The sequence below is a fragment of the Nitrobacter sp. TKz-YC02 genome (genome assembly GCF_049852135.1).
GTDB classification, from domain to species: Bacteria; Pseudomonadota; Alphaproteobacteria; order Rhizobiales; family Xanthobacteraceae; genus Nitrobacter; species Nitrobacter vulgaris.
In genome coordinates, this window is record NZ_CP180728.1 from 1,879,633 (window position 1) to 1,894,305 (window position 14,673).

General features: G+C 59.9%; 16 protein-coding genes. 5 read left to right on the forward strand and 11 right to left on the reverse strand.

Annotated features, from left to right (window positions below):
* Positions 1 to 112: 112 nt before the first annotated feature.
* Both ACM561_RS08890 and ACM561_RS08895 read right to left on the reverse strand, forming a co-directional pair.
* Positions 113 to 835 carry a DnaJ domain-containing protein gene (locus tag ACM561_RS08890; RefSeq protein WP_425909520.1) on the reverse strand — a complete coding sequence of 241 codons (723 nt, stop codon included), beginning with the start codon at positions 833 to 835 and terminating at the stop codon, positions 113 to 115.
* Positions 836 to 920: 85 nt separating this feature from the next.
* Positions 921 to 1,697: a VWA domain-containing protein gene (locus ACM561_RS08895; RefSeq protein WP_425909521.1), complete on the reverse strand. Its 777-nt coding sequence runs from the start codon at positions 1,695 to 1,697 to the stop codon at positions 921 to 923.
* Positions 1,698 to 1,998: 301 nt separating this feature from the next.
* Between ACM561_RS08895 and panC the strand changes: the two genes are divergently transcribed.
* Complete coding sequence (panC, locus tag ACM561_RS08900) at positions 1,999 to 2,850, forward strand: pantoate--beta-alanine ligase (RefSeq protein WP_425909522.1); 852 nt, start codon at positions 1,999 to 2,001, stop codon at positions 2,848 to 2,850.
* A gap of 22 nt (positions 2,851 to 2,872) precedes the next feature.
* Here the strand turns inward: panC and ACM561_RS08905 are convergent, their stop codons facing one another.
* The 5 genes from ACM561_RS08905 to ACM561_RS08925 form a co-directional block, all read right to left on the reverse strand.
* Complete coding sequence (locus tag ACM561_RS08905; RefSeq protein WP_425909524.1) at positions 2,873 to 3,310, reverse strand: DUF1489 family protein; 438 nt, start codon at positions 3,308 to 3,310, stop codon at positions 2,873 to 2,875.
* A gap of 26 nt (positions 3,311 to 3,336) precedes the next feature.
* Complete coding sequence (locus ACM561_RS08910) at positions 3,337 to 4,284, reverse strand: hypothetical protein (protein ID WP_425909526.1); 948 nt, start codon at positions 4,282 to 4,284, stop codon at positions 3,337 to 3,339.
* A gap of 157 nt (positions 4,285 to 4,441) precedes the next feature.
* Positions 4,442 to 4,645, reverse strand: a complete 204-nt coding sequence (locus ACM561_RS08915) for a hypothetical protein (RefSeq protein WP_087881150.1) — start codon at positions 4,643 to 4,645, stop codon at positions 4,442 to 4,444.
* A gap of 252 nt (positions 4,646 to 4,897) precedes the next feature.
* Positions 4,898 to 5,554 carry a glutathione S-transferase family protein gene (locus tag ACM561_RS08920; RefSeq protein ID WP_425909528.1) on the reverse strand — a complete coding sequence of 219 codons (657 nt, stop codon included), beginning with the start codon at positions 5,552 to 5,554 and terminating at the stop codon, positions 4,898 to 4,900.
* Between the two features lie 61 nt (positions 5,555 to 5,615).
* Complete coding sequence (locus ACM561_RS08925; RefSeq protein ID WP_425909530.1) at positions 5,616 to 6,386, reverse strand: hypothetical protein; 771 nt, start codon at positions 6,384 to 6,386, stop codon at positions 5,616 to 5,618.
* Between the two features lie 136 nt (positions 6,387 to 6,522).
* On the opposite strand from ACM561_RS08925, the gene ACM561_RS08930 reads away from it, so the two are divergent.
* On the forward strand, positions 6,523 to 6,792 hold the full coding sequence (locus ACM561_RS08930; protein WP_425909532.1) for a DUF3253 domain-containing protein: 270 nt from the start codon (positions 6,523 to 6,525) through the stop codon (positions 6,790 to 6,792).
* Positions 6,793 to 6,800: 8 nt separating this feature from the next.
* On the opposite strand, the gene ACM561_RS08935 is transcribed toward ACM561_RS08930, so the two are convergent.
* The 3 genes from ACM561_RS08935 to ACM561_RS08945 all read right to left on the reverse strand — a co-directional run bounded on the left by ACM561_RS08935 (position 6,801) and on the right by ACM561_RS08945 (position 8,949).
* Entirely contained in the window at positions 6,801 to 7,604 is an 804-nt protein-coding gene (locus ACM561_RS08935; protein WP_425909534.1) for a YdcF family protein, read from the reverse strand.
* Between the two features lie 87 nt (positions 7,605 to 7,691).
* On the reverse strand, positions 7,692 to 8,501 hold the full coding sequence (locus ACM561_RS08940; RefSeq protein WP_425909687.1) for an aldo/keto reductase: 810 nt from the start codon (positions 8,499 to 8,501) through the stop codon (positions 7,692 to 7,694).
* Between the two features lie 100 nt (positions 8,502 to 8,601).
* Positions 8,602 to 8,949, reverse strand: a complete 348-nt coding sequence (locus ACM561_RS08945; protein WP_425909536.1) for a helix-turn-helix domain-containing protein — start codon at positions 8,947 to 8,949, stop codon at positions 8,602 to 8,604.
* Positions 8,950 to 9,094: 145 nt separating this feature from the next.
* Between ACM561_RS08945 and ACM561_RS08950 the strand changes: the two genes are divergently transcribed.
* Together ACM561_RS08950 and ACM561_RS08955 are read left to right on the forward strand one after the other, a co-directional pair.
* Positions 9,095 to 9,859, forward strand: coding sequence for a polysaccharide deacetylase family protein (locus tag ACM561_RS08950; protein ID WP_425909537.1), 765 nt, complete (start codon positions 9,095 to 9,097; stop codon positions 9,857 to 9,859).
* Between the two features lie 193 nt (positions 9,860 to 10,052).
* A complete protein-coding gene (locus tag ACM561_RS08955; protein ID WP_425909538.1) occupies positions 10,053 to 11,342 on the forward strand; it encodes a polysaccharide deacetylase family protein in 1,290 nt (429 codons plus the stop codon).
* A gap of 119 nt (positions 11,343 to 11,461) precedes the next feature.
* Here ACM561_RS08955 and ACM561_RS08960 read toward each other — a convergent pair whose 3' ends face one another.
* Positions 11,462 to 11,644 carry a hypothetical protein gene (locus ACM561_RS08960; protein WP_425909539.1) on the reverse strand — a complete coding sequence of 61 codons (183 nt, stop codon included), beginning with the start codon at positions 11,642 to 11,644 and terminating at the stop codon, positions 11,462 to 11,464.
* 293 nt (positions 11,645 to 11,937) lie between these two features.
* On the opposite strand from ACM561_RS08960, the gene topA reads away from it, so the two are divergent.
* Entirely contained in the window at positions 11,938 to 14,673 is a 2,736-nt protein-coding gene (gene topA / locus ACM561_RS08965; protein WP_425909540.1) for a type I DNA topoisomerase, read from the forward strand.

Genomic DNA, 14,673 nt, shown 5'->3' on the forward strand with positions numbered 1-14,673 from the left:
GATAATATCCAAGCAACGATCGACCTGCCGGACAACGGCGGGCGAAACGAGGCCTCGTCCGACAGAGAAATAGAAGCAACTCGCAGTGTAGCGTTTGGTAGCGTTGTTGGAGTTAGCTGCGATGAGTGCGAAGCAAAGTATCCTTGGCCGCGTTTACCCGGGCCGCCAGATACGTCGACCCCCCCTGATCGGGATGCAGTTTCTTCATCAACCCCCGATGCGCACGACGAATCTCGTCCTCTCCCGCCCCCGGCTGCAAGCCAAGGATCTGATAGGCCTCCTCGTCCGTCATTTTGCCGCCCGGCGACGCGTGGCTCCCCCCCCCTGCCGGATCGCTATGCGCGTTTTGACGCCAGGCGGGAAACCGGCGGTCCAGATAAGTTTCAAGTAACGCGCAGCTCTCCGCATCAAAGCCGGTCATCATTGCGAGAAGCTGAGGCAGGTCGAAATCATCCAGTGCGCGGCCGGTGTCGGGTCCGTCAATGATCCGTCCGCCGAGACGACCGCTATCGTGATCCAAGACCATATCGAGGAACTGCGAGCGAACCTGGGAAGTATGTCCGGTGGTCGTATGCTGCTTTCCTGCGCCGAAAAGTCTGGCGAAAAAGGACATGCCTGACGATGACCAGCCCAAAAGTCCGACACCGAGAGCCGCCAGCGGCAGCGCAAGCGCCAATTCTCCCTTGATGCCGATGAAAGCCGCCATCGCGAACGCTATGATGCCGCCGGCGAGCCTGATAGCTCGCGCCAATACGGCCGGATTTGCTGCCCGCAACAATTGAAGCAGCAAATACAGAAATAGGAAGGTGAAGAGGCCTGCTATCAGGGTCGGCATGGTGGATAAATAGTAGCTCGGCGCAGTCAAAGAAAGCGGTTGTAGGCAGCGGTTACAGAGGCATAGAGACGCTACGAAATCCGGGCTACGGAGCTAATTGCATCTGTCCCAATAGCCGGGTCGCACTTGTTACCGTCGTCGACAGCCGCTGCAAGGCTTCCCGGCCGCCTGCTGCATAAGCCGCTGCTGCACGAAGCAGTTCGCGCAACTGGCCCGCTGCACCCGGATCGAAACGACACCAGGCGCCGCCGGTCAATCGCGCGATTTCGCGAAAGGCCTGCTCGGCAATCGCATCATGTCCTTCCTGGAACATGAACACAGGGACTTTCAATAATCCCAATTCCCCAGCCTTCGCACAAAGATCGTCGACCGGTTCTTCCATCGCGTCGCCGACAAATACAACGGCCTTGATACCGGAAGCGACCGCTTCGCTGCGGGCGTGCGAGAGAACTTTGCCGATCTGGCTGTTGCCGCCGCGGCAATCGATGGTGCTCATCAACCTTGCGAGCTTTGCACTGTCGGATATCCAGCCGCTCGAGCGACATTCGTTGAGCCCGCGATAGTAGACAAGGCGAATGTCGAGGCTACCGATGCCGACCGCTTCGCGAAACATGTCGGCCTGAAGGGCGCAGGCCATGTCCCACGTCGGCTGCCGGCTCATGGTAGCGTCGAGCGCGAACATCAGTCTGCCATGGCCGCCTGCCGAATGAGGTGACATCGAGCGCGCCTTGGCGACGAATGCGGCTATATCGGACGACGACGAGGACTTTACGTCAGGCAGCGGAACACTTCTGTCGGACAGCTGGCTCCGGCAGGTCGACGGGTTCGGGGGACGTTTCAGAGACTCCGGATCGTAGGACATCGAGACTCGCAAGGATTAAAGGCACTATGTGGCGCAAACCGCTGACAATTCAAGCGGTACGCATCTGCTGGAGAGCCGGCTGGCCGATCAAAACCAAGCCACCTCCGGTTCTTTCCCGCGGACATGACATATAAGGCTAAAAGCCGTGCCGCCAATCGCGGATACCTTGCATCGCCCACCGTCGCCGCCAAATCGCTCGAAATCCGACTGCGTCTGAATGGCGATGCAGGATCGAGCCTGATAAGGTTCGCTTTTCGCCGCAGCTCAAGCCACGCCCCCCAAGATCTATCACCGAACAGCAATGCCAACCGCTCCCATCGTTGTCCGCACGCTTCCCTCGCTGCGCCGCGCCATGGAGCGCCTGCGGGCTCGGCGAGCAACCATTGCCTTGGTGCCGACCATGGGCGCCCTTCACGAAGGGCATCTGGCGCTGGTGCGTCAGGCAAAACGGCGCGCGTCAAAGGTTGTCGTTTCAATTTTCGTCAACCCGACCCAGTTCGCGCCGCATGAAGATTTTGGATCGTACCCGCGAACCTGGAAGGCCGACATGGCCAAACTCGCCGAGGCAAAGGTCGACCTGGTATGGTATCCGGACGTCAGCACCATGTACCCGCAAGGCTTCGCGACCCGGATATCGACTGAAGGACCAGCCATCGCGGGTCTTGAAGATCGTTTCCGACCGCATTTTTTCGGTGGTGTCACTACTGTAGTCGGCAAGCTGTTCATTCAATGCCGGCCGGATCTCGCCCTGTTTGGTCAGAAGGACTATCAGCAACTCAAGGTCGTGACGCGAATGGCCGCTGATCTCAATCTTGGCGTGAAAATCATTGGAGTTCCGATCGTACGCGAACGAGACGGGCTCGCAATGTCGTCACGTAACGTCTACCTGTCGATCGAGCAGCGCGCTGTTGCGCCGACGCTCTATCGCGTCATGAAGGATGCGGCTGAGCGGTTACGAAAGGGCAATAATCTCGAAGCCGTCTTGGCCGATGGGGCAAGAACGATCGAGGACGCGGGCTTCTCGCTGGATTATTTCGAAGCCCGACACGCTGAAACGCTGTCACCGGTTCGTTCGATAAAGGATGGTCCGGTCAGGTTCTTGGTCGCGGCGAAAATCGGGGCCACCCGTTTGATCGACAACATCGGCGTTTAGTTCACCGCCTGCTTGTTCCAGCTTACAGCAACCCCAGATCGCGCAATTCGCGGCGCAGGGGCTCGGGCATCGCCGCGACGCTCGCGGCGTTGCTGCCGAGGTCGGGAGGGGCATCCGCAACGGATAGATAACGCCACCCCTGAAACGGGCGCATCGGGCGCGGCCTGACGGCAACCACCTTCGGCTGCATGACCAAACGACATCGACCGACGCCGTCCCCGTCGCGGAACGGCTCGATGCCGATCAGCTTCTCCCGGGCCGCGATTTCACCCTTGATGACCCAATAAAGCGAGCCGCCCGCGAGCAATTCCTCGCCGCGTTTCGGTGTCATCCGGGTGATGTGGACATGATGGCGCGGCAACCCGTTCCGGGTCGCCTGCTTCATGCGTTCGGCTATCCAGCCCTTGAGCTCCTTTACGGATTCGCAGCCTACGGCGAGTTTGACCAGGTTGAGATGCATGTCAGCGATAGTTGTTGAATGGAGGGTCAGTTCTGCGCTGACGGTGCAGGAGGCGTAAGGCTGACGGGCGGCGGCGCGTGCGGCTTTGGTGCGGGCGGCTTCTTCGCGGCCGGATGCGGTTGACGCGGTTTCGGAGTCGCCTGCGCAGCCGCCGAAGACGAAGCAGGCGGAGCCGCCGCCGTACCGGTCGCGGGCTCAGGCGTCATGATGTTGATGGGTGGAATAGATGCGGCGGTCGGATAGTCGATGGTGGTTGGCTTGCCAGTCGGCTCCGATGCGAGCGCCGGCGGCACAGGCTTATCGGGTTCGGCGGCCTGCGTCGCTACCGCTGGCGCGTTCCAGGACGATGCGTGACGCATCACCATTTTTTCGTAGAGCTGCTCCTCCATGTTCGCTGCAATTCGACTGTGATCAGTCAGCGATTGGAAAGCCGGACATTCTGACGGCTGGCAATGATCGCGCGCAACCAACACATGGGCGACCAGACCATAACGGTCACGTTCGATCGCTCGCCGCAGTGCCTCCAACTCTGGCGACATGGCGCTGTTGGCGGCAGCGACGTCGCCGAATGACCTTAGTCGGCTGATTTCCGAAGCAACATAGGAAACGGCGGCGGCCGCCGTATCGGGCATCCCGAACAGCGCCTTCTCGCAAGCGCTCTCAATTAGTTCGCCAGCCAGCCCGTCGATGCAGAACAGCGCAGGCATCGCAACGTTCATTGGTGCGCTGCGGTTCTTCGAATCCAAAATCCGACCGCCGTCCGACTCGAAGCCGCGGAGCGTAACAGCCGCCGTAACCCCGATCGCGAGCAACGTGATGATGGCCAAAACACCGTTGGCAACCGACTTCTCGGCACGAATGAGCGTCAGGAATAAAATGAACGCGAAGAAAACTGCCCCAGCAAGCGTCAGCCACATAGGGAATGCTGGCGAACGCCAGAATTGATCGAGTGATGTCACCCAAGCCCAGTTCATGCTCGATGCCCCTCATGCCGAACCGTGAGCCCGCATAAACAATCGGCGAATGCCAATGAAGCCCGGCTATTCAATGATCCGGGAATACGGCAAAATCAGTCCAAACCAGTGCGTTACGGAGAGTTCTGGACAAAATAGCTCGATCGTGCCGCTGATCCTAGCAGGCGGCGAGCTGGCTTTCCTTTGCGACGCGTTCGAAAGCCTCGGCCGAATTCTTGATCCGATACTGAAAGTCGTCGCCATCAGTGGGAAGCTGCCGGATCACCTCGTAAGTGCCGCTCGCAGCCGGGCGCGCCACGTTGCTCGCGGTGAAAAGGACCGTTTCTCCAACGATAAATTTATGCTTCAACGCCTTCTCCATCGACCCCAATACCGGTTTTCGCGCTACAGCGCGTGCGTCCGGTCAGGCTTTTAGGCTGCTATAACATGCCGCCGAGGCGTTTGGCGAGTCATAACGACACCATGAAATTGCCAATTTCGCAGGTTTTCCAGTAACGTAAACGCATTGCGGTTGTTGCGGAGGGAGTCCGCGAGTCAGGGTTGTAGACGTTGTCTGCAGCACGGTAACCGTTGGCTGGCCGACGGTGGCGCCTAACGGCAAGCGGACGTCAACTCAATCGATTTCGAATTTCTCGATCACCAAGGTTTCCGCGAGACCCTCCTCGGTCCACTGGCGAAAGGCGGGCAGCGCCATCATCGCATCCATGTACTCCTGCACCGGGGACGTCACTTCGATCGCGTAGGTCCGGAAACGATGGATCACCGGCGCATACATTGCATCCGCTGCGGTGAAGGATCCGAACAGGAACGGCCCCTCTCCCGCGGATCGTCGACGGCAATCGGTCCACAGTTCCTGGATACGAGCGATGTCGGCACGCGCATCGTTGGAAAGCGCCTTAGCGCCGATCCGCCGATGCAAGTTCATCCCGCACTCGCTGCGTAGCGCCGAAAAACCGGAGTGCATTTCCGCCGAGATCGACCGTGCGCGTGCGCGGCTTGCGGGGTTTGCCGGCCACAAACCTGCCTTCGGAAACCGTTCGGCGGCATACTCGATTATCGCGAGCGAATCCCAAACGGTCACGTCGCCATCGATCAGCGCCGGGACTTTGCCGGCGGGGGTTATATCGAGGATGCGCTGTTTGTCGGCCGGGCCGGCATAGAGGGGTATGAGCCTTTCTTCGAAGGCGATATCGCCGACTCTGAGCGCTAGCCAGGGCCGCATCGACCACGACGAATAATTCTTATTTCCGATCACGAGCGTCATCGTCATGAATTTTACTCCTGCACCGCAAGCTGCGCGCCGGCGACCGCCGCCACAGGCTGACCTTTCGTTAGCTGCCTGAGAAATCGCGCGGCGTGAAGCTGAGATCGAGGACCTTCCACTGGTCGTATTTATCTGACGGCAGCATCGCGTAAGGCTGACACGCCATCAGTGCTTTAATCGCGCTCTTCATCAAGGCTGGCCCCTTCGCCGACGCACTGGCTTCGATCAAGGCAGGCGGCGCGGCGATTGTCCCATCGATGGCGAACGGCACACGCAGCACGATGCGGATATTGTCGCTGGGCGAGAGGGACGCGGGCATCTTCGAACAGGTCTTGAGGTGACGCCGGAATTGCGCGGTGTCCATCGCCGAAATATCCGCCTTGATGGCTTCCGCAGCGCCGCTATCGTCGTCAATATGACCCGGCGGTAGACCAAGCAGAACCCCATATCTCAAACTGATATCTGGTTCGGGCGCATTGTAAGACGGCGGCGCGGCATCCGGCTGCGGCGAAGGCTCAACAGCCGCCTGTTGCGAAGCGGGTGGCATGGAAGCGCTTGAAGGCGGAACCGGTTGCGCCGAATCCTTGGCCGCCTCCGTATCTATCTGCGGCTTATTGTCTAGGCTATCCAACCTATCAGGCGGGAAGGTTTGCGACGGTTTTGGAAGATCCTCCTTTGCGGGGAAAGGAATTTCCTTCGACGAAACGATATCGACCGTAATCAGCTGCTGCGGGACATTGTCGAATGGGCGCGCCTCGGCCAAAAGGAAGCTGGCTGCCAAAGCCAAGTGAGCGGCAATCGACGCAACGGCGGAGCCCATGAACACCTGCGATTCCATCGTTCCGCCAGCCCTGCTACCCCGGCTGTCATCATAACAACCGATCTCGGTTCCGTGTGTAGCGATTTTGAGTCGAGGCCCCCTACTGGACGACCGCTCTTGCAGAGCGTCCGTCATTGCGACATGGCATTGATCCATGACCACGCAAGATTCGCATTCGACGCTCTCCCTTGAAGATGACATTCTGATGGTTCTGACGCGCGACGTCACCAGAACGCTGAGCGCGCCGGAGCTTGCACAAGCCATCGCCGCTGAATCCGATTGGCACAGTCTGCTCATGCCGATCCGGCGCGCGGCTGTGGCGCTGGCTCAATCCGGACGCCTCGTGATCTACCGCAAAGGTAAGCCGGCCGATCCCCTCGACTTTCGCGGCGTGTACCGGGTGGGCTTGCCGCGGCAGGACTGAGCGGCTCTCTATTGTCGCCGCAGCCCTGGAAACAACGCGTCGCTGCGACCCGCCATCCAGTATGCCAGCAGTCCGACCCATTCGTGGACGGCGGTATCGGCGCACGCGAGACCCCCGCTCAGCCTATCGAATGGCATCGAGGCATCGATCCAGCCCCGCGTGCGCCAGTCGACGGGATAGGGTTCGACGTCGAAGCCCGCCTTGCGGAATACGCCGACAGATCGCGGCATGTGATACGCCGACGTTACCAGTAACCAGCGTTCGCCGGGTTTTGGTGAAACCAGCTTGCGGGTGAACCGCGCGTTCTCATCGGTCGTGCGGGAGCTGCTTTCCAGCACGATACGCTCGGGTGATATTCCGAATGTCTCCAGCCGCCGCCTGGCGATCGGCGCCTCGGCAACGGAGTCCGCGATCAGATTCCCAGTTCCGCTACTGTAAACGATACGTGCCTTGGGAAATCGTCGCGCCAATTCGAGTGCTGCGATCACCCGCTCCGCTGAACCATTTGTTTCGACGGCGCTCCGGGCAGCCGATATTTCGGCATCGATGGCGCCACCGAGGACGATGATGCCGTCCGGATCGCGTCCGTCGTACTGCCATGCCGGAAAACGATCCGACAATGTTAGCAGCAGGACATTCCCGGCCGGCGAATATCCGAACAACAGCAGCGAAACGATGCCAACCGTCAGCAGGCTGGTGCCCGCGCGCCTCCACCTCATGAGCAGCAGACAAAGACCAACGCCACTGACGATCGCAATCGCGTTCGAGGGCAGCGTGATAAATCCGATGATTTTGGAGAGCAGGAAGAACATGCAATCAGCCGGTAAGCAGGGGGACGTCCTGCATGCGCGAGTGGTAGGCCGAAATCAACAACTACGGTTCATCTCACGCTGTGCGAGCTAGTCCCAATTCGGAGCAAATCCGAAATCGGTCAGACGTCCATTGGCGGTGCTCATCGCCGAGATCCGCGCCATCTCATCATCGGTCAGAGCGAAGTCGAAAATCTCGATGTTCTCCGACAGCCTTTCTATTCGCGATGTTCGCGGAATCGCCGCCACGTTCTGCTGAACGAGCCAGCGCAGGCAAACCTGCGCCGCGGTTTTGCCGTAGGCGGCCCCGATCCGCGCCAGCGTTTCATCGTTCTTGATACGGCCCTTGGCGACGGGACTGTAGGCAACCAGTGCCATGTCGTGGCGCCGGCATGCTTCCAGAACCTTGGCCTGATCGAGATATGGATGATACTTGACCTGATCGCAAACCAGAGGTTCCGGACAGAGCGCCGCCGCCTGCTCGATCAATGCGACGGTGAAGTTCGACACGCCGATGTGACGCGCCATGCCGAGCCGCCTGACGTTGGCAAGAGCGCTCAAAGTCTCTGACAGCGGAATTCGCGGATTGGGCCAGTGCAACAACACTAGATCGATCTGCGCAACGCGCAGTTGCTTGAGGCTTTCCTTGACGGACCGCTCCAAATCATTTGGCGCGAAGTGCGTAGTCCAGACCTTGGTCGTGACAAAAACATCGTTACGATCGACACTAGACGCGCGCAGGCCTTCGCCGACTTCGCGCTCGTTCTCATACATCTGCGCGGTGTCGGTATGGCGGTAACCGAACCTGAGCGCCTGCTCCACGAGACGCGCGCAGGTCCGGCCGCGAAGCTCCCACGTGCCCAATCCGATTGTCGGAATGCGCGCACCATTGGCTTCAATGAACTGCGTCGCCCCCCTCCGGTCATCGAGCCGAAAGCAAGCTAAACCTTATGCCGTTGGTGACAACATTGCCAGTCAATCCGACGGCGCCCGGACGCGTTCAGTCGGCATGACCATCGAGGGCGGCGAATACGATTTCGGGTGCATGCGCGACGACTGCAAGAAGTGCGCGTGCGGGTCCGCGCGGCATCCGCTTGCCCTGCTCCCAGTTCCGGATGGTTTCAACCGGAACGCCCAGTCGCGCCGCGAATTCGACCTGTGTCAAACGCGCCCGTCGACGCAGGCTTCTGACTTCAGGCTCTGTAGACGGAGATGCGGCTGCCGGCGCAGGCCTTGCAACGCGGTTCGGAGCGGCACTCGCGACCGGCATGGACGGCGCAAGCGGAAACTCTTTCCCATCGCGGATTTCCACGATCCGGCCGTCCGCTTTCAAACGCAAGCGCTGCATTATCATCCTCCGATTCGCAGGATCGTCGGTGATGTGCGTTAAGTCCGAGTGAACAGCAGGACCATCGCCCCGGCGATCAGCAAAGGCTATAACGAACGTAGGTACACGTGCAGATGATGACGTAGGGTTGGTTCGGAACAGCGCCATGAGCATACTGAGGGTTACGCTTCTCGTTTTTGTGGCATGGACCACGTCTGCATGGGCCAGCGACTGCCCGCGCCAGGGAACGCTCGGCACTTCGCGTATTCTTGAGGTCGATGCAGCCAAGTATCCCCGTGTCGGCCTAAAGAGCTTTCCTCAAACGCTTCCGCTCGACGACAAGGAAGTGGTCCTCACCTTCGACGACGGGCCGGCTGCGACAACACCGCGGGTTCTGGCTGCGCTCGCTCGCGAATGTGTCCGCGCGACCTTCTTCCATGTCGGCAGGAATTCGCAGGCGTCGCCGGGCCTCGTCAAGAACGCCGCAACGGGCGGCCATACGCTGGGGCACCACAGCTGGTCGCATCCCCATCTCAATGCGATGACTTTTGCAGCCGCCAGGGACGACATCGACCGTGGGATATCCGCTGACGAAGTCGCCCTCAACGGCAAGGCGACGAGTGTCCCCGACACGCGGTTCTTCCGCTTTCCGTACTTCGAATCCACCCCCGAGCTGCTCGAAATGCTGCAAGCCAGGGGGATCGTTGTGTTCGGCGCCGACTTCTGGGCCAGCGATTGGCGACCGATGACTCCGAAGGATGAATTGGAGCTGATTACCAGCCGACTGACGGCCGCGCGGAAAGGCATCATCCTGTTTCACGATACCCGTGCGCAAACCGCTGCTATGCTGCCAGATTTTCTGAAATACATGCGCCTCAATGGCTACCGCGTGGTGCATGTTGTTCCGAAGCCGAAAGGTCCAAAAACGTGAACGCCGACGGGCGCTTGAAGACCCGCTCGATCAACGACCTCAAGCCGCAGCAGGCTCCGAGCGCATTGGTACGATTATTGGCGTGAGCGTAATAGTTCCCGCCAAATGGTCCGTTCCACCGGCTGATGAGTTAAGGTCGCGTTCATCGGCGGCCCGTAGTTTCGGCCGGAATGGATGCACGAAGGTGTTCTGGATGGCACGGATATTAAAAGGAGGCCGGCGGAGGTCGCAGTGGATTCTTTGGCTCGGTCTGCTCGCCGCTACCCTCGACCTCACGGCATTTCCGGCTATAGCCGGCGATTGTCCCGGCAATTCCAATGCCCTCGGAACTTTTCGGACCCTGGTGGTGGACCCCCGGGAACATCCCCGTGTAGGCACCATGCAGTATCAGGAAACGTTGCCACTTCGCGATCACGAGGTGGTGCTGACCTTCGATGACGGCCCATTGCCGCCCCACAGCCTCCAGGTTCTCGATATCCTCGCGCGTGAGTGCGTGAAGGCGACCTTCTTCACAGTTGGGCAGATGGCGCGCAACTACCCGCAGTATCTCCGCAGAGTGCTTGCGGCTGGACATTCTATCGGCACCCATTCGCAGAATCATCTGCTCAGCATGAATCGGATGCCGATCGAACGCGCTCGGCAAGAAATCGACGACGGAATCGCTTCCGCTGCAGCCGCACTGAGCGATCCTGCGGCTGTGGCGCCATTCATGCGCATTCCAGGTCTGCTGCGGGCGAAGGGTGTCGAGGATTACCTGGCTTTCAATGGCATTCAGGTCTGGAGTGCTGATTTCCCGGCGGACGACTGGCGGCACATCTCGGCCGAGCGCGTCTATCAACTCGCAATCAGCCGGATCGAAGCCAAGCGTAAAGGCATTCTGCTATTGCACGATATCCAGGCGCGGACGGTAGCTGCGCTACCCAGAATCCTCCGAACGCTGAAGGAGCGAGGCTACCGCATTGTTCACGTGGTGCCGGCCACGCCGAACCAACTGAAGACGACCACGGAGCCGCAAGATTGGCGGATGCGTCCTGCGCCGGTAACCGTCGCGATCGCGCATAGGCAAGAAGCTCCGGCTTTCAGTTTTGCTAACGTCGGCACCCTCCCCGCTTCGGCGATCTGGGATGCGCACCTAAACCAAAAACAGCTTGTTCTTTTGCCAGAGGTTTTCGACCGGTCGCAGCGCTTCGTTCGCGGTGCCGGACCGCTGTTGCAGGAAAGAGCCTTCTGGCCGCGCAAACCGACGGTCGCCACTGACAACGCCACCGACAGATTTTTCGTTTCTGGACAGAATTTTTTTGCGCTTCAGGAAAAATCCGCAGTGTCGCTCCGGACGGTTGTTCCTCTACCCACGCAAGCCCAACCAGTGGTCGGGACGGGTCGTCCTGTCGAGGACAATGTGCAATCGATTTCGATCGATGCAAGCGCTGCGAAGCGCGCCATTCCGGGAAGCCAGCCGGCGTTGCGATCTGCTTTATACTAGGGCATCGTCCGGGTTTCGGGGACATGCTCGGACCGCTCGTTTGTCTCATTAAGAAAACTCGGAGTTTCAGGCCGAGCTTGGGGTACCGGAAAACTTGAGCCGCCCATTAATCGCTTCCTTCAGCGTCCCCCACGTCCAGCACGGAGTCGGACGATATCTTCGGCCTCCATCTGCGCCATATCGAGGAGGAAGCCGAGGGTATCCAGCCCATGACGCCGGGCAATTAGTCCAAGATCGGCAACCGCAACCGCCAGATAGTGCGCGGCCTCGTCCGGACCACCGTCGCCCGCGGTTTCGCCCAAGCGCGGCTCGTGATTGCTAGATTCCTCGTTCCGGTTTGGTCGTCCCCTCATCCCCCGAAAACTCCTCTCATCATGCCAGGTGGAAGCTGCATTCAGCACCATGACCCTGCACGATAAAAACAACTACAGGTTTATATTATAACAAAAATACAATTTATAGATGTAATCGAGCCGATAGGTTTTCACACAAGTCTATTTGACTTAAGGCGATGCTGCACCCATGTTCGCCCCGAAACAGCCGACGAGCCTCTCGTGAATCGGTTTGAAATTTATCAATAAGATATTGGAAGAACATGAATATCGTCATTGTTGAGTCGCCCGCAAAGGCGAAGACGATCAACAAATATCTGGGAGCTTCCTATGAGGTGTTAGCGTCTTTCGGCCACGTTCGGGACCTTCCAGCCAAAAATGGATCGGTTGATCCCGATGCCAATTTCCAGATGATCTGGGAAGTCGATCCGAAGGCAGCCGGTCGACTCAACGACATCGCCAAATCGCTCAAGGGGGCGGACAAGCTCATTCTCGCCACCGACCCTGATCGTGAGGGCGAAGCGATCTCCTGGCATGTGCTCGAGGTGCTCAAGCAAAAGCGCGCGCTGAAGGACCAGAAGATCGAGCGCGTCGTCTTCAATGCCATCACCAAGCAAGCCGTTACCGACGCCATGAAAAACCCGCGCCAGATCGACGGCGCGCTGGTGGATGCCTACATGGCGCGCCGTGCGCTCGACTATCTGGTCGGCTTCACTCTCTCCCCGGTGCTGTGGCGCAAGCTGCCCGGCGCGCGCTCGGCCGGCCGGGTGCAATCAGTCGCCTTGCGGCTGGTCTGCGACCGCGAGCTTGAAATCGAGAAATTCGTCCCGCGCGAATACTGGTCGCTAATCGCGACCCTGGCGACGCCGCGCGGCGATGCCTTTGAAGCCCGCCTGGTCGGCGCTGATGGCAAGAAAATTCAGCGGCTCGACATCGGTTCGGGCGCCGAGGCCGAAGATTTCAGGAAGGCGATCGAGGCCGCCAACTTCACCGTGTCGACCGTCGAGGCCAAGCCGGCGCGCCGCAATCCGCAGGCGCCCTTCACCACCTCGACGCTGCAGCAGGAGGCCAGCCGCAAGCTCGGCTTCGCGCCAGCGCATACGATGCGGATCGCGCAACGGCTCTATGAAGGCATCGACATCGGCGGCGAGACCACCGGCCTCATCACTTACATGCGAACCGACGGTGTACAGATCGACGGCTCGGCGATCACGCAGGCGCGCAAGGTGATCGGCGAGGATTATGGCAACGCCTACGTTCCGGACGCACCGCGCCAGTATCAGACCAAGGCCAAGAACGCGCAGGAAGCCCATGAGGCGATCCGGCCAACTGACCTGTCGCGCCGTCCTGCCGACATGAAGCGTCGTCTCGATGCCGATCAGGCTAGGCTTTATGAGCTGATCTGGATCCGGACCATCGCGAGCCAAATGGAATCAGCAGAGCTGGAGCGGACCACTGTCGATATTGCGGCTCGGGCTGGTGCGCGCACGCTGGAGTTGCGAGCCAGCGGCCAGGTCATCAAGTTCGATGGCTTCCTGGCGCTTTATCAGGAAGGCCGCGACGATGAGGAAGACGAGGACGGCCGTCGCCTTCCCGCCATGAGCGAAGGCGAAGCGTTGAAACGCGAGAACCTCAGCGTCACCCAGCATTTCACGGAACCCCCGCCGCGCTTCTCGGAAGCCTCGCTGGTCAAGCGCATGGAGGAGCTCGGTATCGGTCGGCCTTCGACCTACGCATCGATTTTGCAGGTGCTCAAGGATCGCGGCTACGTGAAACTCGAGAAAAAACGGCTCTATGGCGAAGACAAGGGCCGCGTTGTCGTTGCATTTTTGGAGAATTTCTTCGCGCGCTATGTCGAGTACGACTTCACCGCCAATCTCGAAGAACAGCTCGATCGCATTTCGAACAACGAAGTATCATGGCAGCAGGTCCTGAAGGATTTCTGGGATGACTTCATCGGCGTGGTCAATGACATTAAGGATGTCCGCGTTTCCGAAGTGCTCGATGTGCTCGACAACATGCTCGGACCGCACATCTATGCACCGCGCGAAGACGGCGGCGATCCGCGCCAGTGCCCCACCTGCGGCACTGGAAAACTGAACCTCAAGGCGGGAAAGTTCGGCGCCTTCGTCGGCTGCTCCAACTATCCGGAGTGCCGCTATACCCGTCCCCTCGCTGCCGATGGCGACGCCGGCGGCGACCGCGTTCTCGGCAAGGATCCAGAGAGCGGTCTCGATGTCGCGGTGAAGTCCGGCCGCTTCGGACCTTACATCCAGCTCGGCGAGGCCAGCGATTACGCCGACGGCGAGAAGCCGAAGCGCGCAGGCATCCCGAAAAACACGTCACCCGCCGACATGGAGCTGGACCTTGCAGTGAAGCTGCTTTCGCTTCCTCGTGAGATCGGCAAGCATCCGGAGACCGGCGCGCCAATCACGGCAGGCATTGGCCGCTTCGGTCCGTTTGTCCGGCATGAAAAGACCTATGCGAGCCTTGAAGCCGGCGACGAGGTGTTCGACATCGGTCTCAACCGCGCGGTGACGCTGATCGCCGAGAAAGTCGCCAAGGGGCCGAGTCGGCGCTTCGGCGCCGATCCCGGCAAGCCCCTCGGTGAGCACCCGACACTCGGCGCTGTCGCGGTGAAGAGCGGACGTTATGGCGCCTATGTTACGGCAGGCGGCATCAACGCCACGATTCCAAACGACAAGACGCAGGACACCATTACGCTGCCGGAGGCCATCGCGTTGATCGACGAACGTGCCGCCAAGGGTGGCGGCAAACCGAAACGCGCGGCGAAGAAAGCCAAGCCCGCCGGCCCCAAAAAGAACGGCAAGGCCGGCGCTGCGGCAGAAAAGTCAGCCAAAAAGGCAACTTCCAAACAGGCTCCGGCGAAGCCGAAGTCTGAGGCTGTGAGCAAAGCACGTGGTTCGATTGCCGCGGCCAAACAGCCACCCAACCCTGTGAGTACGGCCGCAAAAAAGAGCGCTGGCAAGAACGGCTGA